Source organism: Shewanella sp. SM55, assembly GCF_025654025.1.
Taxonomy (GTDB): Bacteria; Pseudomonadota; Gammaproteobacteria; order Enterobacterales; family Shewanellaceae; genus Shewanella; species Shewanella oncorhynchi.
In genome coordinates this window covers 198,797-220,419 of the sequence record NZ_JAKKRS010000019.1, presented here as the reverse complement: position 1 = coordinate 220,419, position 21,623 = coordinate 198,797, and the positions used below count along the sequence as shown (strand labels likewise).

The window sequence follows — 21,623 nt, the reverse complement described above, 5'->3', positions numbered from 1 at the left end:
TGTGGGGTCTCCCCATGTGAGAGTAGGTCATCGCCAAGCGCCTAATTTAGGTTAACGTGTAGACGTTAAGCTAAAGGAGCGGTAGTTCAGTTGGTTAGAATACCGGCCTGTCACGCCGGGGGTCGCGGGTTCGAGTCCCGTCCGCTCCGCCAACATTAAGAGATAAGCCTCATCGAAAGATGAGGCTTTTTTCGTTATGGCGTCGCGGATAATTCGTGTCAGTGACGCTAATGCTTCGGGCTCGAAGCACATGGTTATCGTCATACCCAGCCATCCCAATTCCTACGAGTGTACGTTATTGTTATTCGCATCAGTCCGAGATAATTTTAATCTCTTAGCTTGTAGCTGACGCTCTATCCCTACTGGTAACGTCTATCTTTTTCTAGTCCTAATTGACTTAATATCGTTTATATTGAAGTATTTATTATTAAGCAGATACTTAAATTCCAAGAATGATTGAAATTGAGTAATTTGCCCCAAGATCGTCTTAAGTGCTGCAGTTTTGTAGCGTCCATCAATGAGGTCTATGCCATGCTTTATGATTTAACGGTTGTACAATTTAGCAAGATGCTGAAAAATTTAAGCGTTATTCTTGAAAAAGGCGAATGCTTCGCAAACCTCAAGAAAGTTGATATGGCGGTGCTATTAAACTCACGTTTAGCGCCGGATCAATTCAATCTTATTCGCCAAGTTCAAATTGCCTGCGATACTGCCAAAATTGGCGTAGCACGTTTGACTGATAACTTAGATACAGTGCCAAAGCATGATGATAGCGAGACGACGCTGGCTGAGTTGCAAGCGCGTATTAGCTCAGTTTTGGATTATTTAGCGACGTTTAAAGCGGATGATTTTGCTAATGCGGCCACGATCCATGTCTCACAACCACGATGGGAAGGAAAATATCTTACAGGTTATGAGTTTGCCATTGAGCACGCTATTCCGAACATTTACTTCCATGTAACAACAGCCTACGCGATTTTGCGCCACAACGGTGTTGAAATTGGCAAGAAAGATTACCTCGGCGCTATGCCATATAAGTCGTAAATCTAGGCTAGATGTAGTACTGTTGCGTAGCCTAATTGTTGCGCAGCAGCGCTTTGCCGCTTGAGCTTACCAACCTTTCTGCATTACCACCTGTTCTTTCTCTACCTATGTTATGCCGCTTTGTCGCTGGAAATTTAGGACTCGTTAGGGTTCTGTTACGCCGATGAAGTCAATCAATACTCAGTTTTTCATTTCGACCTTACGTCTCGATTATTTTTATCCTGTTAGCATGTGATTTAATTTTGTTGGCTTAGGTAAATGATATGGGCCGTAAGTTTATGAGTCGCCAAATTATCTATTACTTAAATAGTGAATGGCGAATTGACTCATTATAAAGATGACCTGTTTGTTCGTTTTGAGCAGGGATTTACTGGAAGAGCCTATTTAAGGTTCTAATTAAAGGAGTTAGCTATGTCTATCGAATCTCAAGCCGTCGAGAGTCCTACGGATGCAACGACAACTGATTTACCGATGAAGAGCAAGAAAGCCAAAAAAGCCGCCATTACCAGTGGTTTGCGCCTCAAAGACAAGTTGACCCAAGATACTCGCCGCCGAATTGAAATTCTGCACGAGCAACGCCAACTATCCAATCGTTTCGGCGTGGATATAGAAATTGACTAAAGCCATTGGCTTGTCGCTAAGTATTGGATATCACATTTAGATATTTAGCCCGCATGTACAGCTTCACGACGTCCGTCGTGGAGCTTGCTCTCTTAACTTAGTAACTTTGCTGACTCAATTCATACTCCATTATCGTGACCATCTCGCCCTTATAATCTTCATGTGAAATCATTGACCAACCCAGCGCTCGATAAAAATCGGCTTTATCTGCAGTAAACAAATAGATTTTCTGTAAACCAATTGCTCTAGCATGCTCAATGACGGTATTGACGAGCAACTTACCTAATCCTTTATTTCGATGGTTTGCATTCACATACACATTGGCGAGCCAAGGACTTAAGTCGGTTCGGCTGTCCATATCGGCGGCGATTAATGACGATGATCCCATTACTTGATTTGCCTGTTCGCAGATAAACATCTTAGGAATAGCTGCGTCAGTTAAATAATCGTGCATTTCCTCAATCAGCGTGGTGACTGTGGCGTCCGCAGAACTTAAATGTGCCCATTCTTGATGATGCCATTGTGCCAGTTGTGGAATGTGCTGTGGGGCCGATTTTAGGTCGATAACTTTCATATAAATCTCTGACGTGTGTTATGCAAAGGGCTTAATGGTACGACATTATGGCGCGAATACTTAAGTCCGTTCGCTGGTCTACATTATGTGGCGGCAGGTTTGATTGAGCAGGTTTGACTGAGTATACCGCTTAACTTGGGAGTGGCAGAAATACGCTGGCTTCGAGTCCACCTTGTTGCGCGTGGCTAAAGCTAAGTTCGCCCTGATAACTGTCGACTATATCTTTGCAGATAGATAATCCTAAGCCATGGCCTTGGATGCTTTCATCTAACCGAATGCCGCGCTCGATGATAATCGACAATGCGGCATCGGAGACGCCTTCGCCATCATCACTCACTATGATCCCATAACCTGCGGTGGCAGCCGTTTGATGCACTATACGGATCTCAATGTTCTTGCGGCTATGTTTACAGGCGTTATCCAGTAAATTGCCTAAGAGTTCGAGTAAGTCATCCCGATCAAACGGCATCACTAAGCCGCTCGCGTAATGGCTATGAATAATGCGGTCTGGGTAGATACGCTGCATCACTTGAATCAGCGGCGCGAGATCTTCATCGAGCACTGTATAACGCCCTGGAGTGGACAGGCCGACAATCTTAGTGCGCTTAAGCTCTCTCTCGATGATGTGGTGCAGATTTGCGAGCACCTTGCTGCCCTCACTCCTCTGTTCCGGTGGAAGGCTTTCTAGGTAGGACTGCAGCCCTTGTAGCGGACGTTTCATTTCGTGGGCTAAGTTACCTAGGGCATTACGGGAGCGTTGCACTCGCTGGCCCAATTGATTGACTAAGCGATCTATCTCCTCAATCAGCGGGATGATTTCGCTCGGCATTTGATCTGGATTGATTTCTTGCCCTTGGGTGCGCATTTGCCGTATGGCTTCGGGCATCTGCTCTAAGGGTTTAAAGCCGCGTTTAAGTAGCTGATACTGCGCTAGTAATAGAATAACAATCGTGAGTAACACGGCCGCGCTGGCAAAGGCTAAAAAGTGTATTTGAGTTTGTTCGAGCTCGCTGATGTCTTCTGTCACCCACAGAGTCACTAATTGATCATCTTTGATTACGGCCTGACTGAACATCAGCCAATGTTCTTTGCCGACAAACTCAGTGGCTTGGCGTTGTTCACCAGCGGTCAGCTTAAGCATGTTTACGTTATGGTCGAATAGAGAGCGTGAGCGCAGAGTTTGTTCGCCGATTTGAATTGCAAAATAATGCCCAGAATTAACCCTGTGGTACACATTGGGTAAACGGTCTGAGGTGAGCGCCCATGTGCCATTGGGATTGTGATTCAGGGCGGAGATCAGGCTGTCGGCATCGTGTTGTAATCGCGAGGCAACAAAGTCTTGGGTTAATACTTGGATACCTTGGTACAGAAAATACAGTAACAGCACCATGGCAAAGGTGAGCGTGATCAGCAGATTGCGCGTCAGATAACCCTTGAGTGAATACACGCCTTTTACTCCTTGAGTCGATAACCTTGGCCGCGGCGGGTTTCGATATAATCCTTGCCTAGGCGCTGGCGCAGGCGGTTGACGTACACTTCGATAACATTGCTGTCTTTGATTTGATCTTCTTCATAAATGCGTTCACTGAGCTCTGACTTAGAGACGATTTTGCTGGGATTGACCATTAAGTAATGCAGCAGACGATATTCAATCTTAGTCAGCTCTATCACTTCACCGTCGACATTGGTGACGGCCTGTTTGTCGACATCGAGGGAAACGCCCGCATGTTGTAGCACATTGTCGGCGCGGCCAAAGTGGCGGCGGATCAACACTTCGAGCCTTGCGAGTAGTTCTTCAATGTGAAAAGGCTTGCCGAGGTAATCATCCGCACCCGCCTTGAGGCCGTCGACCCGCTCATGCCACGCATCGCGAGCGGTGAGGATCAGCACTGGCATAGCTAAGCCTTTTTGTCGCCATTGGCCGAGGACTTGTAGACCGGGTTTGCCGGGTAAACCGAGATCGAGGATCACGGCTTCGAAGTTTTCTTCTTCGCCTAAAAAGGCGCCATCAATACCGTTATCGGCGTGTTCGACGGTATAACCCGCTTTGTTAAGGGCGGGAATGAGGCGCGCGACCAGATCGGTATCATCCTCAATCAATAGCAAACGCATCAGTCGACCTTTTCCTTTAGCCACTCGCCGGTTTTGGCGTCAATCTTGATTTCATACACTATGCCATCGTCACGGAGGATTTCGAGTTCGTAGATGATCTTTCCATGTTTTTGCTCGACTTCGAGATCGAGCAACCGTCCCTTTAGCCGTGATTCATAGCGTTGCATTATGGTGTCGAAGGGCAAAACCTTGCCCTCCTTAACCCACTCGACCACCTTGTTTGAAAGATCATCGTCGTGGGCATTGCAGCTTGGACTGCTAATCATCCCAACGGCCAAAGCCAGGAATATTAACGGTATCTTCATCGAATATGCCCTTCTCGGCGAGGTTGTGACAATTGCTGCATTGACTGAATGAGCCGACTTTGGGGTTATCTTGCACCATACGCCTTGGGATCTCATCGTGTTTGCGAATAAAAAATGCCTGTTCTGTGATCTTCTGCGGCCCAGCGCCCGCAAGCAGTGGCGTGCTGTTTTTCATCACCTTACCATTTTGCGCCGCATGTTGAACCAGATATTCCTCAATCCTAGCAGTGACTTGAGGATCTAGGCTGGCGTTGTCACCAAAGTGATTCTCAAGATTGGTGGTAATGGCGCGCCATTTGTCGGCGGGGAGTAAGTTCGCGGGATAAGCCATGTGGCAGCTGCCACATTCTGCCGTATATTCCGCATTTTGTGGAATGGCGCGGCTGAGCTCGCGGCCATCGTCTGCATAGCCTGTGCCGGTTAAGGTTAGACTGATACCGATAACGCCAATGGCTAATGCCGCGGCTGTGAGTGATGAACCTAAGAACCAACTAATAGGGTGTGCTTGTTTAGTCATGACATCTTCCTTTTTGTGCCGTTACCTTCTGTTGAAGGTATTAATTGCTCTAATTGAATGAGTGATAAGGTCGAAATTTGGCGGTTATTGCAGGCTTAACCAAAGTAAGGCATCACCCTTTTCCTGCGGCGTACAGTCGCGTTTAAAGGTCCAGTTACAGTTACGGGTGAACCATTTCTCGATTTTGGCTGAGTCGGTTAAACGATCAGTGGTAATCGACGGCGCCATAGGGTCAATGGGTTTACGGGTATTTTGGTGCATCCCCATGTCCGTGACTTTGGCGGTATGGCAACTGGCGCAACTGCGACCGTCCATGTCCTGTAGCCAAAGCTTTTGTCCTGCGGCGGCGGTAAAGGGCCCTGCGCCTTGGGCTTGATAGCGTTGCAGTTGCGTGCCAATGCGCTCGGCGCTCAGTGGTAGGCTTTGCACTTTACTGTTGGCGGCGCTAACGCTAAGGCTAGTCAGCAGCAAGGTGGAAATCGCTATTATGACAAGGCGACTTTTATTCGTGTGTCTGGTTAATCTGTTCATAGGGCATTCCTTTTGGGCTGGATGTCTTATTGCTAAGCAAAATGGCTAATGGATTAATCTTCTTGTTCCACTGGGCGTTGTTTCTTGCCCGTGACCATGGCTCTGACTAAGTTTTCTTTGTGTAATAGGCTGCTGACGATGACGCCGCCAACATGGATGACCACAAGGAACACAGTGAAGTTGGCAAAGAATTCATGGACTTCTTTTAATGCGCCTTCGGACCAAGTGGCGAAAAAGCTCGTGGCTAATGGGCCGTATCCGTCGGTGGCGTACAGAGCCATACCCGAGAACCCCGTGATGGCTATGCTGGCAATCAAGGCCACTATCATCATTGCCCCAGCGGGGTTATGGCCTATGTAGTCTTTGGCTTTGCCCGTGATGAGCCCTTTGAGGTACACCAGCACTTCTTTAGGGCGAGTGATAAAGTTGCTAAAGCGCGCATTGTGGGTACCCACCACGCCCCATAACAGGCGAAATACGAGTAAAATTAAGATGCTATAACCTGCGTAACTGTGGATGGCCATCCATTCGTCTTCGCCCTCTGTGAGATAGGCTAAGGTGAAAAAGCCGACGAGTGACCAATGGAATATGCGGATCAACAGGTCCCAGACTTTAATGGTTTGCAGTGTGCTTGATGACATGAGGTGACGCTCCTAAGTGGGTTTAGGTGTAGGCTACTTAACCCAAACTTAAACCTCGCTTAAATTTTGAGGGGCGAATATTTATCGAATTGATGGGTTTGAGTGGTGCGCTTGCTCGTGTGGTGAGCCTTAAATGTCAACTTAAGTGTCCTTGTTAACCTATTGGTATTAAGGTAAATTCTGCCATCTCAACCGAGTGAAGGGATTAACTTATTTATGTCTACCGCCGTTATTCGCGCTTTTATCAGCCGCAATCCGAGTCGTAAATCCTTTTGTATTTATGCCGTTTTATTATTTTTGACTGAAGTCTTAATCGCTTTATATGCACCTGCGGGTTTTATCCGTGGTTTTGTGGGCGATGTATTGGTGGTGATCTTACTGTTTTGTATGGCGCGCGTTGTCGTTCCTGTCACCTATCCGGTAGAAAATACCGCAGCAAAAAACACCGGCGATGGCATTAAGCGCTTATTTCAAACTCCTTGGCTGGCGTTTGCGGTATTGCTGTTTGCCTTTGCTATCGAGTTTGGCCAGTATTGGGGTTTAGTCGACAAGCTAGGCTTGGGCGGAAATCGCTTGGCGCGGATAGTGATAGGTAGCCATTTTGATCCACTCGATCTCGTGGCATATTTTGTCGGTTACTTGATCTTATTGGGCTGTTATTGGAAAAGCCGCCAGTCCTAGTATTTGAATCCGCAAGAGCCACGTGACGTGTGTTTTCGCGGATAAGTAGGCGAGATAGGTAGACGAGATAAGTGGGGTAAGGGATGCAACCGATAACGGCATTTTCACTGCTAACAGCACGTACTGATGGACTTGAGCTTAATCCACTGAAAATGCCTTTGTATTTCAATGGCCAACATACTCATACCTTTATTGCTGGCCTAGTGATTGAAGGCCAATACCGCTGCGTTTTACCCAATAAAACCTCGGGGTATTTGGTCATTACTTCTTTTGATTGTCCCTTCGAAGAATCAACCGAGTTTAGTCTGCTTGATGAAGCGTTTAAGCTCATTGCGACGACATCTTTGGCGCAAATGTATGATTCATTTTTACTGCACTCACACTGGCCCATAGCCGATAACCGCTTGCGACTGCACTATTACGGTCAGTTTGTGCTGGATTTAGTCATTACTGCGGGCAGCTCTTGGTTAACGGCGCGGCCAAAACTTAAGCTGATTGAAGTTGTTGATCCCCAAAGCGATCCGCAAACGGCCGCCGCTATGGCCGAATTGGCTCAACGTTTAGCGGCCATCGAAAAGTCTCTAATGTGGGACTAAAAATGGCGTCATCTGCTGATTTAACCATGCCATAAAGACTTGCAGGCGTTTAGATAAATGCCGCCTGTGGGGATACAGCAAGCTTACAGGCATAGGTGGCGCAGGGTAATTTGGCAGGATCTCGACCAACTCTCCAGTGTGTAAATACTTAGCCACCCCTATGTTGGGAACTTGAATGATCCCCAGCCCCGCCAAGCAGGCTGAGCTATAGGCATCGGCATTATTTACCGTAATCAATTTAGGCAGTTGGATAGTAAGGTTCCCTTGATGAGTGTGGGGATCTTGATATTCAAAGCCTGAGTCAGTGCCACCTAATTGGCTTACGTAGTGGACGAGTTTGTGGTTTTGTTGGGTCAAATCTTCAAGGCTTTCGGGTTTACCGTATTGGGCAATATAAGCTGGGCTGACACAGTTCAGCATCTTAAAATGCCCCAGCTTTTTCGCTATTAATCCTTCTTGCTGCACACTGCCGACCCTAATCACACAATCGAATCCTTCGGCAATGACATCTACCTTACGATCTGTGCTGCTTAGTTCAAGCTCGATATGCGGATATTGCTCAATAAACTCAGCCAGTTTAGGGAGCACTAAGTTGCGGGCAATGCCAGTCGACATATCGACTCTGAGCCGTCCCGACACTTGCTCGGCTTGCAGTTGGAACAGGCTTTCTAATTCTTGAAATTCCGCCAGTAAGCTTTTACAGCGCTCGTAACAGCTCTGACCATCTTGGGTTAAGCGTACCGTCCGCGTGGTGCGTTGTAACAAGCGCGCACCTAGAAAGGTTTCGAACTGCGCCACCACATTCGACACATGGGTTTTCGATAGACCTAAGCTGACGCTCGCTTGGGTAAAGCTTTGTAATTCAGCGACCCGCATAAAAATTTGCATGGCTTGCAGTCGATCTTGCACGGCGATTGTCCTTTATTGGCTAACAGTCTTAGCATTTATAGTGTGTTTATCTCGTTAATTGCAAGTAATAAGCTGTGTTAGGCCTCAAGGCTTAGATTTCACTTCCAGCGACGATTATAAGGACTGACCATGAACACGACTCCAATTGCACTTATCACTGGCGCTAGCCGCGGTTTAGGTAAAAACACTGCCCTGAAATTAGCGGCGCAGGGGATAGATATTATCCTGACCTATCAAACGAATGCTGCAGCGGCCGCTGAAGTGGTTGCCGAGATTGAATGGCTGGGACGCAAAGCGGTAGCACTGCCGCTGGATGTGAGCGATAGCGGCTCATTTGCCGAGTTTGCCACCCAAGTGAGCACTATATTAGCTCAGACTTGGCAGCGGGAGTCGTTTAACTATTTGATTAACAATGCTGGTATCGGGATTCATGTGCCTATGGTGGAAACCAGTATCGAACAGTTCGATACCTTGATGAACATCCACGTTAAAGGGCCGTTCTTTTTGACTCAAACCTTATTGCCGCAGCTGATGGATGGGGGAAGCATTGTCAATATTTCCACCGGCTTGACGCGCTTTGCGATTCCCGGATTTGGCGCGTATGCCACTATGAAGGGCGCGGTCGAAACTATGACTAAGTATTGGGCGAAGGAGTTAGGCCCACGGGGTATTCGGGTCAATATGCTTGCCCCTGGGGCGATTGAAACAGATTTTGGCGGCGGCGCAGTACGGGATAATGAACAGATGAATCAGTTTTTAGCGCAGCAAACTGCGTTAGGACGTGTGGGCTTGCCTGACGATATCGGCGGCGCGATTAGTGCCTTGCTATCGCCTGCGGCTGCTTGGATTAATGCCCAGCGTATCGAAGCTTCTGGCGGTATGTTTTTGTAAGTATTTTTTGTGTAGAAATTTGATTTATTAATATATGAGGCAGAAACAAAGAAAGGGCGAATCGCCCTTTCTTATTTATGTGACTTCTGCACAGCAATCACTGCTAATACACCATTTTCAACAACGCTTAGCTGCAACCGCTAAGAACAACTGCTGTAGCAGGTTAGAGACGTCCTTTATAGCAGCCTCTTAGATAAAACCATTCTTCACAAAGCTTCTTAGAAGAAACCCAGTGGATTCACATCGTAACTCACCAAGAGATTCTTCGTATTTTGATAATGGTTGAGCATCATCTTATGAGTTTCGCGGCCGATGCCGGATTTTTTGTAACCACCAAAGGCGGCATGGGCAGGATAGGCGTGGTAACAGTTAATCCAAACGCGGCCCGCTTGAATGCCGCGTCCCATACGTTGAGCTGTATTCATGTCTCGCGTCCACACGCCAGCGCCTAAGCCGTACTCAGTATCGTTCGCGATCGCTAAGGCTTCGGCTTCATCTTTGAAGGTGGTGACTGAAATCACAGGGCCGAAGATCTCTTCTTGGAAGATACGCATCTTATTGTGGCCTTTCATAATGGTTGGGCTGATGTAATAACCTTCGCTTTGACCGCCATCGAGTTGGCAAAGTGTGCCGCCCAATAGCACTTCTGCACCTTCAGCCTTACCTATGGCTAAGTAACTTAAGATTTTATCGAACTGTTCTTTGGAGGCTTGAGCGCCAACTTGAGTGTCGGTATCTAAGGGATCGCCTTGCTTAATGGTTTGTGCACGGGCGAGCACTTTTTCAATAAAGCGATCGAAAATCGACTCTTGGACTAGCACCCGTGATGGGCAAGTACAGACTTCACCTTGGTTGAAGAAGGCCAGCAACATACCTTCGACGGCTTTATTTAAATATTCGTCTTCATGGTCCATCACATCGGCAAAAAACACGTTAGGCGACTTACCGCCAAGCTCAACGGTCGATGGAATTAAGGACTCGGCGGCGCATTTTAAAATGTGATAGCCAATTTCGGTGGAACCCGTAAAGGCCAATTTAGCGATGCGTTTGCTGGTGGCCAGTGCTTGTCCTGCTTCGGCACCAAAGCCGTTGACTACGTTAAGGATCCCCGCAGGTAATAGGTCTTCAATCAGTTCGAGCAAGACCAAAATCGATACCGGTGTTTGCTCTGCAGGCTTGAGTACCACACAGTTACCTGCCGCCAGCGCAGGGGCGATTTTCCATGCCGCCATTAAGAGCGGGAAGTTCCAAGGAATGATCTGGCCGACCACGCCTAAAGGCTCTGGGAAGTGATAACTGACTGTGTTGCCATCAATATCGGCGGCGCTGCCTTCCTGTGCGCGGATACAACCCGCAAAGTAGCGGAAGTGATCGGCGAATAAGGGCAAGTCGGCGTTTAAGGTTTCACGCACCGCTTTACCGTTTTCCCAGGTTTCGGCAACGGCTAAGTATTCGAGATTTTGCTCGACGCGATCGGCAATGCGCAGTAACAGGTTTGAGCGCTCGGTGACTGAGGTTTTACCCCAAGCGTCTTTGGCTGCGTGGGCAGCATCTAATGCTAATTCAATATCTTGGGCATCGGAGCGTGGGATTTGGCAAAAATTTTGGCCATTCACGGGTGAGCGATTGTCGAAGTATTTGCCATTGACTGGGGCGACCCATTTTCCGCCGATGAAGTTAGCGTATTTTTCTTTGAAGTTAACGATTGCGCCTGCGGTTCCGGGTTGAGCATAAATCATAAAATCATTCCTTCTTGTTGATGGCATGCTGGGCGTTGGCGATTTTTACGCTCTTGGCTTCAGCAAGGGAGTCTTGTTGATGCATCTCTGCTGGATGCCTTTTTAAATATTTTTCGTTTTGCTTTAAGCCAATCCTATTGATTGGCTTAGTGTTCTCTTATGCAACACCTTAGGCTTGCATACCAAGTGAGCATCGCAAGGAGAGTGCCAAACTGGCAGGAGTTGTACACTTGTTGTGCTAACAGTATGATGAAAAGCTAATTTTGCAGATTTGAATAAGTATGGGCACTCAGGGAGAGAAGTGTGTCCTGTGGTTACTTTGTCATTGAGTGGCACACAGCAATTGTGCCGAAACGGAACACAGCTCGGGGGACACGGCTATGACAGTTAAACCGCATTTACCATCGACACAGGCGTGGTTGGCCGATTCGTGGCAGCGCAGCATTGGCGCTGGCTTGTCAGAATTTCAGTTACCCCAAGATCTTAGGCTCGATGCCTGCGGACTAAAGCAGAAACATGAGCAATATCAAATGCTCATAGCATTAGTGCAATCCCATGCCTTGCCTTTGTTCAATCAGTTGATGGCGCATTCTAATAGCCGACTCCTGCTCTCCGATGCCGAGGGTTATGTGCTTAGGCACTGGGGCGTGAGCCGTTACTCCACAAAATTGGCGGACGTGGCTTTGGATATTGGGGTGAATTGGCTCGAACAGCACAAAGGCACCAATGCGATAGGGACGGCGCTCACCGCCAAACAAGCGGTCTCTGTAGTGGGTGAGCAGCATTTTATTCGCCAGAATCGTTTTATGAGTTGCACTGCTTGCCCGATATTTTCCCCCCAAGGTGAGATGCTCGGGGTGATAGATATCACCAGCGAGCAGCAAAGGCACACCCAGCAGACGCTGATGTTAGTGTCCAGTTTGGCGCAGCAGGTCGAGACCGCGCTTTTGTGCCATCTGCCCGATAGTCATTATCGAATCGATTTAGCGGCGCAGCCAAATCTGTTGAATTCGGGTTGGCAGGGCATAGTGATTGCCGATAGTGATGGTCGAATCGTGGGTTGTAATCCCATGGCGAAACAATTGCTTAATCATGCCAAGGTGGGCGATGCCGTCGAACAGTACTTAGGCGATAATTGGAGCCGTGCGGGTGGCTTTAATCAACATTTAGCTTTGCATTTACAGACTCAATCCTTAAATATTCCCAGCGCTAAGGGTCGAGTTGCGATGAGCAATAAATCGCTCAATCAATTGGGGGTTCGGTTTCGCGATCCTCTATTAGAACGCGCTTGGCAACATGCCAATAAGGTGATCACCAAGCAAATTCCGCTGCTAGTGCTCGGAGAAACGGGCGTCGGTAAAGAGCAGTTTGTTAAAAAGCTCCATGCCCAGAGCGCGCGTCGCACCGAGCCCTTAGTGGCGGTGAACTGCGCGGCATTGCCTGCCGAGTTAGTCGAATCTGAACTTTTTGGTTATCAGGCAGGCGCTTTTACTGGGGCAAACCGCACTGGATTTATCGGTAAAATTCGCCAAGCCCACGGCGGTTTTTTGTTTTTAGATGAAATTGGCGAAATGCCGCTGGCAGCCCAGAGTCGTTTACTCAGAGTATTGCAAGAGCGCGAAGTGGTACCCGTTGGCAGTAATCAAAGCTTTAAAGTCGATATCCAAATCATTGCCGCAACCCATATGGATTTAGAACAACAGGTGACTCAAGGGCTGTTTCGGCAGGATCTGTTCTACCGACTCAATGGCTTGCAAGTGCGCTTGCCTGCGCTGCGGGAGCGGCTGGATATCGAGCGTATTATCCATAAATTGCATCGTAAACATCGTATCGCCGCGCAGGATATCTGCCCAGAACTGTTAGGGAAAATGATGCAATACGACTGGCCGGGGAATTTGCGTGAGCTGGATAACCTCATGCAAGTCGCTTGCTTGATGGCAGAAGGGGACAATACCCTCAATTGGCAACATTTACCCGATTATCTGGCGGCCAAACTCACATGCGAGCCGTTAAAAGAAGACCTGTTGCAAGCTGCACCCTTATGTGAAGAATTTAAGGAGGTAAGCCGTCAACATTCAGTATCACCCCTGCCAAGTGGCAAGTTCGTTGTGGAGCCGAATGTCACACAGGTTCAATCGGATTCCCTAAATGAGGTGATTTATAGCAATGTGCTGCAGGCATACCAAGCCTGTAATGGCAATGTGAGCCAATGCGCTAAGCGTTTAGGGATCAGCCGTAATGCCTTGTACCGGCGATTAAAACTGATGGGGATTAAGGATTAATGCTAGCTTACGGCTCTTGTTGTGAAGCTCAATCAATCGCTAAATATCTCTTAATCACCCCACGTTTATCCACTTCGCAATAGACTAAAACCGAGAGGTTTTAGTCCACAATCTCTAGCTTCAGTATCTGACAATGTGACTTTTTGTTGTTGCCAATTTATGTCTAATAGGTTTTATTGATTCGTATAATCGATAAAGATCGTTTCTTCTAATTACAAATTCAGAACTATACTGCGGGCAGGCAGAAAAGAGCTTGGCGTTATGCATAGAAGAGGAACTGTTATGCATCTTACTAAAAGCCTTTTAATTATTTCTATGGGTCTGACATTGAATGTACAGGCTCAAACTTTACCAACAAATACCCTGACACGTGACAATGGTGCACCTGTGGGTGATAACCAAAACTCGACCACAGCGGGCAGTAATGGCAGCGTGTTATTGCAAGATGTGCAGCTTATCCAGAAGCTACAACGCTTTGCCCGTGAGCGTATTCCTGAGCGTGTCGTCCACGCCAGAGGCACAGGTGTCCATGGTGAGTTTGTATCGAGTGGCGATTTTAGTAACCTAACCCAAGCGGCACCCTTTGCACAAAAAGGTAAAGTGACGCCCGTATTTGTGCGCTTTTCTACCGTGATCCACTCAAAAGGTTCGCCAGAAACGCTGCGTGATCCCCGTGGGTTTGCGACCAAATTTTATTCGGACCAAGGTAACTGGGACTTAGTGGGTAATAACTTACCCGTATTCTTCATTCGCGATGCGATCAAGTTTCCTGACATGGTGCATTCACTCAAACCATCGCCAGTGACCAATATGCAAGATCCGAATCGTTTCTTCGATTTTTTCAGTCACGAAGCGGGTTCAACCCATATGTTGACTCAGGTTTACAGTAACTTAGGTGTACCTGCCAGTTATCGTGAAATGGACGGTTTCGGTGTGCATGCGTACAAATTTGTGAATCGAGATAACCAAGTTAAATACGTGAAATTTAACTGGAAGAGTCTGCAAGGTGTTAAAGGCTTACGTCCCGATGAAGTGGTTAAAGTCCAAGGGCAAAACTTTAACCATTTAACTGATGATCTTTACAGTGAGATCAACAAGGGTAACTATCCTAAGTGGGATCTGTACGTTCAATTACTCGACCCGACTGAGCTTAATAATTTTGATTACAACCCGTTAGATGCCACTAAGGTGTGGCTAGATGTGCCAGAACAAAAAGTGGGCACTATGACGCTGAACCGCATGCCTGCAAACTTCTTCCAAGAGACTGAGCAAGCGGCATTTGCGCCATCGAATTTGATCCCAGGGATTGAGCCTTCGGAAGACAGATTACTGCAAGGCCGTATGTTCTCCTACGCCGATACTCAGCTGTATCGACTCGGCACGAATTTGTCGCAATTGCCGATTAATAAACCCTTAGTGGCGGTGGCAAACCACAACCAAGAAGGTGCGGGCAATATGGGGCATACCCAGTCCGATGTGAACTATCAACCGAGCGTACATTTAGCCTTGGCCGAAGATAATCGTTATCGTGCGGTAACAACTGCGCTGACGGGGACTGTGCAACAAACGGCTATTAGCAAGCAGGATAACTTTAGCCAAGCGGGCGTCTTTTATCGCAGCTTGAGCAAGCAAGATAGAGCAGATCTGATCACTAACTTGGCCGGTGACTTAGGCAAAGTGAACGATGCCAATGTGAAACATCAGATGCTCAGTCACTTTTATCGTGCAGACCCAGAGTTTGGTGAGCGTTTAACCAAGGCCGTAAAGGGTGATCTGGCCGACGTTAAACAGCGTTCAATCTGATGTCGTTATTTTTAGGACTGTTTGGGTCGCAGAGATTTGCGCGTTAACAGTCCGAACCCAGTAAGTCCCGCAAGACGTAAACAAGCTCTTTTCTGCCCAGTTTAAGAGGGCGTCTTGCGGGCATTTCGTCACCTCTTATTGTTTAAATCTCTATTTTAGCTGTGCTGGGAGCCATTGATGAAACACACTATTGCTATCTTATTATTGATTATTGTGGCCCTGAGTATGTCGGTGGCAATGGGGGCGGGTTCGCTTCAAGCACCATTGGTTACATCCGCAACTGCAAGTCAAACAGACGAGCCCGATACCGCACAAGTACAATTGCTGGTGGACTACTTTTTTGCTGCAGCGCGTACCGGCGATATCACAGTGCTTGAGCATTTTCTCGATGCGGGCTTCCCTATTGACCAGAGAAATAGTCAAACCTATACCGCGCTAATGGTGGCGGCCTATAACGGCCAAGAGGCTGCAACGGATTTATTGCTTGAGCATGGTGCTAATGCTTGTTTACAAGATAAGCGTGGTAATACGGCAATGATGGGCGCTGTGATTAAGGCCGAATTCAATATCGTAAAGCGGCTATACGCGAAAGAATGCGATGCGAGCCTAACGAATAATGCCGGAATGACCTTGACTGAGTTTGCCCGCTACTGGGGTCAAAGTGGCGCTTTACAGCAAGCGAGTTTAAAGCAATAAAGACGCTAGATCTTGCCATCTCTTGCGCTTGATCACTCTGGGTCATTATCTTTAATCTGTTTAGATCTCAGCATTTACTATTAGCCATAAGTCTGCTTGTTAATAGCGTCTATGCCTTTTATGGTAACTTTTTGAATATCGTTTAATACGGTTTGGCCTTCGGAGAGCGATTCATGTTTGATGCCTTACTACTGACGCAAGAAGATAAACGCACGTTTGCTCAAGTTTCACAAATTACAGAAGCTGATTTGCCAGAAGGGGAAGTCTTGGTTGATGTCGCCTATTCCTCGCTGAATTATAAAGATGGTTTAGCTGTGACCGGTGCTGGCAAAATCATTCGTCAGTTTCCTATGGTACCAGGCATCGATTTTGCGGGCGTGGTGCGCGAATCGACGGATGCAAGATACCAAGTTGGCGATCAGGTGATTTTGACGGGCTGGGGCGTGGGCGAAAACCACTGGGGTGGTATGGCGCAAAAAGCGCGAGTTAAAGCCGACTGGCTGGTGCCCATGCCGCAAGGTTGTGATGCCGCTAAATCCATGATGATAGGCACTGCTGGGCTTACGGCTATGTTGTGCGTGCAAGCGCTGCAACAGGCTGGGATAACACCGCAAAGTGGGGATATTCTTGTCACAGGTGCCAGTGGTGGTGTGGGTTCTGTGGCGGTGACTTTGTTCGCCAATGCTGGCTATCGTGTGGTCGCCTGCAGTGGTCGAGTTGAACAGAATGCGCCTTTATTGAAGGAGCTTGGTGCCGCAGAAGTGATTGATCGCAGTGAGCTTGAACAAGATGCTAAGCCGCTTGAGGCGCAGCGCTGGGCGGGTGTGGTCGATACCGTTGGCAACAAGATCCTCGCCAAAGCATTAGCGCAAATGCAATACGGTGGCGCCGCCGCTATCTGTGGTTTAGCGGGCGGTTTTGCATTACCCACAACCGTAATGCCATTTATTTTACGAGGAGTGAGTTTGCTGGGAATCGATTCTGTTTCTTGTCCATTTGAGAAACGAAAAGCGGCGTGGGAAGCTGTGATTAAAGCACTGCCTGCACATTTCTATCAGCAAGCTTGCCAGCAGATTTCATTGGCAGAGGTGCCTGATTTCGCGAATAAAATTATCCAAGGTCAAGTCACGGGGCGTGTATTAGTTAAGCTGTAATCCCGTTTCCTACGTTTTAACACGATGGCAACGCCGAGGTGTTGCCAATTACGACTAAACCATTAGTTCTGCCTCCTATACTTGTTCTTCATATCGGCTACCTCGGCAGCGTGATCGTCACTTCAAGTCCGGTTGGGATACGGTTCTCGGCTTTAATCTTACCTTTGTGGGCGGTAATCGCCGCTTCAGTGATCGCCAGCCCAAGTCCCCAGCCACCGCTTTCTCTTTGTCGTGCCGAGTCGGGGCGGTAGAAAGGTTTAAAAATGGCATCGAGTTCGGCGGCATCTATGCCTGGACCATCGTCTTTTATGGTAATTTGTACTTGATCAGCCGTCGCACTCGCCTGCAGGTGAATATCGCTTGCGGCATAACGGATCGCGTTACGCAGCAGGTTTTCAATCGCGCGGGAAAGTGATTTAGGAAAATGCGCTAACTCAATTTCTTCATCTATATCGATAGTAATGCTTTTACCTTGCTGTTCTGCTTCAAATTCCGCATCGTCTAAAACTTGGCTCAGGGATTCGGCCAAGCCTAAATGTACTTTGGTTTCGTTAGTGCTGAGCTTGACCCGCGAGAGTTCTAACAATTCACTGATAAGCTTTTCGAGTTGCTCTGCTTCATAGCCGATACGATCCGTTTCTGCCGTTTGCTGGCCCTTTTTACGGGCGAGGGCTAACGACAATTGTAAACGGGTGAGCGGGGTACGTAGCTCATGGGAAATATCGCCCATCAATCTCTGTTGATTGTTCATCATAGATTCGATGGAGTCGGCCATGCTATTGAAGGCCTTAGCTAATTGGCCTATTTCATCTTTACGCTGTGTAGTGGACTTATCGACTCGGTGACTTAAGTCACCCTCTGCGAGGGCATTAGCACTCTTTTTAAGTGAATTTAATGCCTTACCTAAATGCCACGCGAGCAGGCCACATAATAATCCCGATAGGAAAATTGCTAAGCTTAAAGTTAATAACTTATTTTCGGCGAAGAAGAAAAACCAAGGCCGCGGATGGTTATCCGGCAAGCGGCCGTAGAGTGAATAGGTTTCAGCGCCCAGATTAAATTGATAGGGACCAAACACCAACTCATCTTTAAATTGATGGCTAATCGGTTGTTTTTCTTCATCTGCCATCAGCATAAAGCTGCGCACACCGCGACTCACTCTGTGGGTGTTGACCACTTGACCTTGGCTGTTGACAAGATAGACCCGTAGCGGCTTGCCTTCCATGTCTCGATGTCTTTCCCAGCGGCGAAGAAAATCGGACTCCAGTAAGGCGGGGTTTTCTTGAATGCGCTTAGCTATAGTCGATAGGACTTTTTCAAGGTGAGGTGGCAGCGGCGCACGGTCGTGACTCTGTTGCAGCAATGGCAACAGACCGACCAAGGCAATGATCAGCGAGCTGCAGAGCCAGAATCCGAGCAATAATTTGATAAATAAACGATTAGGCACAGTCGATACCGCCATTAAGGGAGCCAAATATAACCTTTGCCACGGATGGTTTTCACCCTTGGCCGACCATCGCTACGCTCGGGGAGTTTTTTACGTAGATTCGATAAATGCATGTCTAAGCTGCGATCGAAGGGCATGAGTTTTTTGCCGAGTACTTTCTCGTTCAACTCTTCCTTATTCATCAACTCTCCCGCGTGCAGCGCAAGGGTGTGCAGCAGATTGAATTCTGTGCCTGTGAGTATGATTAATTGCTCATTACAGTAAGCTTCTTGGCGCGATGGATCTAAGCGCAGATCGCCAAACTCTTGGGCTGGTGCGGCATGGATTTCTTGGGTTGTTAAGTTCGAACGACGAATAATGGCGCGGATACGGGCGATTAACTCTCTGTCATTAAACGGCTTTGGCAGATAATCATCGGCGCCAATTTCAAGCCCAACAACGCGATCGATTTCATCGCCGCGAGCGGTCAGCATTAATACTGGCGTTTGCTTGTGCTGACGCAGTGCACGCAGGACTTCAAAACCGTTCAATTTAGGTAGCATGACATCGAGTAAGATTAGATCGTAATCCGCATTTAGTGCCAGATCTAAACCCTGTTTACCATCGTAAGCCAAGGTTAACTGAAACCCTTCTAACTCGAGCAGTTGCCCTAGCAGCTCAGATAAACCCAGATCGTCATCGATTAATAATATCCGACTCATATTGTTCCTTAATCTCTGTAATATGGCCTTATGCGCCCATGTAATACTGGCACTTTTAGCGCTTTGGCTGAGTATACCTGTTTTGATGTCAATTGCTGTGTAGCAATGTAAGCCAAAGTAAAGAATAGAGAATCTGTTATACCCAAGCAGCCTCAGGATAAGAGTTTCAGAGCGTCTAGGGTGATTCAATTCAAGGCGCATCAATGACAGAATGTCGGCCACCTTTTGAATTGATGCAACTTTACAGTGATTTACTCAGGCAACGCCCTCACTTACATATAGGGGGTTAGACTGGAAGGGTCGAAAGTGACTCGGCTTAAAAGGGTCGTCACTGTGTCTTATTACTTGCCATATTAAAGTTGAACCATCGAGGTTAACACTATGAAAACATTATCACCTTTGAAAGCGAGCCTGTTTGCCATTCTAGCGAGTTCTGCGGTTTTCGCGACGGCAGTTAATGCTGCACCTAAGGATGCTGGCTGTGACTTCTCTAAATCTGAATTCCATAAAGGCGACCGCATGGAACATGGCGGCCGACATATGGACCACGGTGGCATGCATCGTATGTTTGAAGGGCTCGATTTAACGGATGCCCAGAAAGCTGACGTCAAAAAGTTGTTTGCCGATCAGAAAGCCACGCGCGCTGATAATCGTCCAACGAAAGAGGAACGCTTGGCACATCGCACTGAGATGCAGGCCTTAATTACCGCGCCTAGTTTTGATGAAACACAAGCAAAGGCACTGATGAGTGCGCAGCAAGAGCAGCGTCAAACTCAAGCCATTGAACGTATGAAGCTGCATAATCAAATATTTAATCTGCTGACACCAGAGCAGCAAGCTCAGTTTAAAGCGCGATTTGAAGCACAAGCTGGTAAAGAACCTCGCGGTTAAGCGTCTTAGCTGATATACAATAGGGTCATAGCTTCCCAAGATAGATCCCTTATGACTCAAACTTCCCAATACGATTTTTGGGTCAAACTGGCTAGCCGCGCTTCCGTGGCTACCGCTTTGATCCTTATTCTTATCAAGATGTTCGCTTGGCTTTATTCCGGCTCTGCCAGTATGTTGGCATCTTTGACGGATTCCTTTGCCGATGCTCTCGCTTCTATTATCAATTTTATTGCCATTCGTTACGCGCTTGTGCCGCCGGATCATGACCACAGATATGGCCATGGTAAGGCTGAGCCGTTAGCATCTCTAGCGCAATCCGCCTTTATTATGGGCTCCGCATTTTTATTACTTTTCTATGGTGGCGAGCGTCTATTAACACCTGTTCCGGTTGAAAATGCCACCATAGGTGTAGTTGTTTCTATCATAGCGATTGTGATGACGTTAGCTTTAGTCATGTTGCAGAAACGCGCATTAGCGGCGACAAAAAGTACTGTGGTTGAAGCTGATTCGCTGCACTATAAATCAGATTTATTCCTTAATGGTGCGGTATTGTTGGCATTAGTATTAGCGCAATACGGTTGGTGGTGGGCTGACGGTTTATTTGCGGTAATGATTGCATTTTATATCGGTCATCAAGCCTTTGGCTTAGGTTATCGCTCAATTCAAGCCTTGTTAGACAGAGAGCTAGACGAAGAAACTCGCCAGCAAATTACGCAAATCGCGATGGAAGATCCACGGGTGCAAGGGCTGCATGATTTACGCACTCGTCAAGCAGGCAAAACTGTTTTTATTCAATTTCATTTAGAACTCGATGGCAATTTGAGTTTGAATGAAGCCCACAGTATTGCCGATACAACAGGGATAAGAGTCAAAGCCGCCTTCGAAGATGCTGAGGTGATTATTCACCAAGATCCGGTTAAACCTGATGTAAACGAAACATAAATTAAGGGCAAGTTATGGCATGGATGCAGAAGCAAAGTCACAGATGGGATCATTCCACTCGATTGATATGCCGCTATCATAGGCTATCGACTCGCTTTGAGTTGATAGCCGAATCTGTGGTTTCTGACGTTAGCATTCCTATGAATGCAGAAATCACGCTCCTGATGGAACAGAAATCTTCGATAGTAAATCAAGCAGATAGTACCGTATCTCCTGTGATAGCGGGGGCTTGGAGTCAGTTAGTCCTGCGTAAACATCTTTATTACTTACCGCAGAAAATTGATCTCGACATTGCTAACCAAGCTTATCGAGTCCATGTCTGGCCATTATTTCTTTGGCGTACACGTATTACTTGTGTGGCGTCTGGCAGAGTTGTCGTATCCAAATGTTTGGATGTGAGAAGGCGTCGTTCCCTCATCCGTTGGCTATATGCGAGTTTTATAGGGCTGTTGCGGGTGTTAAGTTAAAGTTATTAATAGTTTCAATTTAAAAATAATACTTACAGTAAATATTATTTAGCCACATAACGAATAACAATAACTTCCA

General features: G+C 47.3%; 23 protein-coding genes and 1 tRNA gene. 13 read left to right on the top strand and 11 right to left on the bottom strand.

Annotated elements, in window-relative coordinates; genetic code table 11:
• Positions 1-75: 75 nt before the first annotated feature.
• The 3 genes from L5L91_RS20785 to L5L91_RS20775 all read left to right on the top strand — a co-directional run bounded on the left by L5L91_RS20785 (position 76) and on the right by L5L91_RS20775 (position 1,665).
• Positions 76-152, top strand: a tRNA-Asp gene (locus tag L5L91_RS20785).
• A gap of 379 nt (positions 153-531) precedes the next feature.
• A complete protein-coding gene (locus L5L91_RS20780) occupies positions 532-1,044 on the top strand; it encodes a DUF1993 family protein (RefSeq protein ID WP_063885021.1) in 513 nt (170 codons plus the stop codon).
• 411 nt (positions 1,045-1,455) lie between these two features.
• Positions 1,456-1,665, top strand: coding sequence for a hypothetical protein (locus tag L5L91_RS20775; RefSeq protein WP_105251048.1), 210 nt, complete (start codon positions 1,456-1,458; stop codon positions 1,663-1,665).
• 97 nt (positions 1,666-1,762) lie between these two features.
• On the opposite strand, the gene L5L91_RS20770 is transcribed toward L5L91_RS20775, so the two are convergent.
• From L5L91_RS20770 to L5L91_RS20740, 7 genes are all read right to left on the bottom strand, one after another.
• Positions 1,763-2,239: a GNAT family N-acetyltransferase gene (locus L5L91_RS20770; RefSeq protein WP_263237604.1), complete on the bottom strand. Its 477-nt coding sequence runs from the start codon at positions 2,237-2,239 to the stop codon at positions 1,763-1,765.
• A gap of 130 nt (positions 2,240-2,369) precedes the next feature.
• Positions 2,370-3,686: a sensor histidine kinase gene (locus L5L91_RS20765; protein WP_263237602.1), complete on the bottom strand. Its 1,317-nt coding sequence runs from the start codon at positions 3,684-3,686 to the stop codon at positions 2,370-2,372.
• Between the two features lie 5 nt (positions 3,687-3,691).
• A complete protein-coding gene (locus tag L5L91_RS20760; RefSeq protein ID WP_006079718.1) occupies positions 3,692-4,351 on the bottom strand; it encodes a response regulator transcription factor in 660 nt (219 codons plus the stop codon).
• Complete coding sequence (locus tag L5L91_RS20755) at positions 4,351-4,617, bottom strand: PepSY domain-containing protein (RefSeq protein WP_011982124.1); 267 nt, start codon at positions 4,615-4,617, stop codon at positions 4,351-4,353. The genes L5L91_RS20760 and L5L91_RS20755 overlap by 1 nt, the downstream gene beginning before the upstream one ends.
• Positions 4,610-5,173: a diheme cytochrome c gene (locus L5L91_RS20750; RefSeq protein ID WP_106648440.1), complete on the bottom strand. Its 564-nt coding sequence runs from the start codon at positions 5,171-5,173 to the stop codon at positions 4,610-4,612. The genes L5L91_RS20755 and L5L91_RS20750 overlap by 8 nt, the downstream gene beginning before the upstream one ends.
• Positions 5,174-5,257: 84 nt before the next feature.
• Entirely contained in the window at positions 5,258-5,704 is a 447-nt protein-coding gene (locus tag L5L91_RS20745; RefSeq protein WP_263237601.1) for a DUF1924 domain-containing protein, read from the bottom strand.
• 53 nt (positions 5,705-5,757) lie between these two features.
• Positions 5,758-6,345: a cytochrome b/b6 domain-containing protein gene (locus tag L5L91_RS20740; protein ID WP_263237600.1), complete on the bottom strand. Its 588-nt coding sequence runs from the start codon at positions 6,343-6,345 to the stop codon at positions 5,758-5,760.
• 216 nt (positions 6,346-6,561) lie between these two features.
• On the opposite strand from L5L91_RS20740, the gene L5L91_RS20735 reads away from it, so the two are divergent.
• Both L5L91_RS20735 and L5L91_RS20730 read left to right on the top strand, forming a co-directional pair.
• Positions 6,562-7,026 carry a DUF2809 domain-containing protein gene (locus tag L5L91_RS20735; protein ID WP_263237598.1) on the top strand — a complete coding sequence of 155 codons (465 nt, stop codon included), beginning with the start codon at positions 6,562-6,564 and terminating at the stop codon, positions 7,024-7,026.
• Between the two features lie 83 nt (positions 7,027-7,109).
• Positions 7,110-7,622: a hypothetical protein gene (locus tag L5L91_RS20730; protein WP_263237596.1), complete on the top strand. Its 513-nt coding sequence runs from the start codon at positions 7,110-7,112 to the stop codon at positions 7,620-7,622.
• Here L5L91_RS20730 and L5L91_RS20725 read toward each other — a convergent pair.
• Positions 7,608-8,531 (bottom strand): LysR family transcriptional regulator, encoded by a 924-nt coding sequence (locus tag L5L91_RS20725; protein ID WP_263237595.1) that lies wholly within the window; start codon positions 8,529-8,531, stop codon positions 7,608-7,610. The genes L5L91_RS20730 and L5L91_RS20725 overlap by 15 nt on opposite strands.
• Positions 8,532-8,660: 129 nt before the next feature.
• On the opposite strand from L5L91_RS20725, the gene L5L91_RS20720 reads away from it, so the two are divergent.
• Positions 8,661-9,422 carry an SDR family NAD(P)-dependent oxidoreductase gene (locus tag L5L91_RS20720; protein ID WP_263237593.1) on the top strand — a complete coding sequence of 254 codons (762 nt, stop codon included), beginning with the start codon at positions 8,661-8,663 and terminating at the stop codon, positions 9,420-9,422.
• 218 nt (positions 9,423-9,640) lie between these two features.
• Here L5L91_RS20720 and L5L91_RS20715 read toward each other — a convergent pair whose 3' ends face one another.
• Positions 9,641-11,161: an aldehyde dehydrogenase family protein gene (locus L5L91_RS20715; protein ID WP_113941375.1), complete on the bottom strand. Its 1,521-nt coding sequence runs from the start codon at positions 11,159-11,161 to the stop codon at positions 9,641-9,643.
• A gap of 380 nt (positions 11,162-11,541) precedes the next feature.
• Between L5L91_RS20715 and L5L91_RS20710 the strand changes: the two genes are divergently transcribed.
• The 4 genes from L5L91_RS20710 (at position 11,542) to L5L91_RS20695 (ending at position 17,096) form a co-directional block, all read left to right on the top strand.
• Positions 11,542-13,443, top strand: coding sequence for a sigma-54-dependent Fis family transcriptional regulator (locus L5L91_RS20710; protein WP_263237592.1), 1,902 nt, complete (start codon positions 11,542-11,544; stop codon positions 13,441-13,443).
• Positions 13,444-13,725: 282 nt separating this feature from the next.
• Positions 13,726-15,246 (top strand): catalase, encoded by a 1,521-nt coding sequence (locus tag L5L91_RS20705; protein WP_317630185.1) that lies wholly within the window; start codon positions 13,726-13,728, stop codon positions 15,244-15,246.
• 177 nt (positions 15,247-15,423) lie between these two features.
• Positions 15,424-15,942, top strand: coding sequence for an ankyrin repeat domain-containing protein (locus L5L91_RS20700; RefSeq protein ID WP_263237590.1), 519 nt, complete (start codon positions 15,424-15,426; stop codon positions 15,940-15,942).
• A 173-nt stretch (positions 15,943-16,115) separates the two neighbouring features.
• Complete coding sequence (locus L5L91_RS20695) at positions 16,116-17,096, top strand: MDR family oxidoreductase (RefSeq protein WP_263237589.1); 981 nt, start codon at positions 16,116-16,118, stop codon at positions 17,094-17,096.
• A 97-nt stretch (positions 17,097-17,193) separates the two neighbouring features.
• On the opposite strand, the gene L5L91_RS20690 is transcribed toward L5L91_RS20695, so the two are convergent.
• On the bottom strand, positions 17,194-18,558 hold the full coding sequence (locus tag L5L91_RS20690) for an ATP-binding protein (protein ID WP_263237606.1): 1,365 nt from the start codon (positions 18,556-18,558) through the stop codon (positions 17,194-17,196).
• Positions 18,558-19,244: a response regulator gene (locus L5L91_RS20685; RefSeq protein WP_107949713.1), complete on the bottom strand. Its 687-nt coding sequence runs from the start codon at positions 19,242-19,244 to the stop codon at positions 18,558-18,560. The genes L5L91_RS20690 and L5L91_RS20685 overlap by 1 nt, the downstream gene beginning before the upstream one ends.
• 381 nt (positions 19,245-19,625) lie before the next feature.
• On the opposite strand from L5L91_RS20685, the gene L5L91_RS20680 reads away from it, so the two are divergent.
• Genes L5L91_RS20680 through L5L91_RS20670 form a run of 3 tightly spaced genes read left to right on the top strand, consistent with a single transcriptional unit; the run spans position 19,626 to position 21,544 of the window.
• Entirely contained in the window at positions 19,626-20,135 is a 510-nt protein-coding gene (locus L5L91_RS20680) for a Spy/CpxP family protein refolding chaperone (RefSeq protein WP_263237586.1), read from the top strand.
• Between the two features lie 51 nt (positions 20,136-20,186).
• Entirely contained in the window at positions 20,187-21,077 is an 891-nt protein-coding gene (locus L5L91_RS20675; RefSeq protein ID WP_212600228.1) for a cation diffusion facilitator family transporter, read from the top strand.
• A gap of 14 nt (positions 21,078-21,091) precedes the next feature.
• Positions 21,092-21,544, top strand: coding sequence for a hypothetical protein (locus L5L91_RS20670; RefSeq protein WP_263237585.1), 453 nt, complete (start codon positions 21,092-21,094; stop codon positions 21,542-21,544).
• The last annotated feature ends 79 nt before the right edge of the window (positions 21,545-21,623 follow it).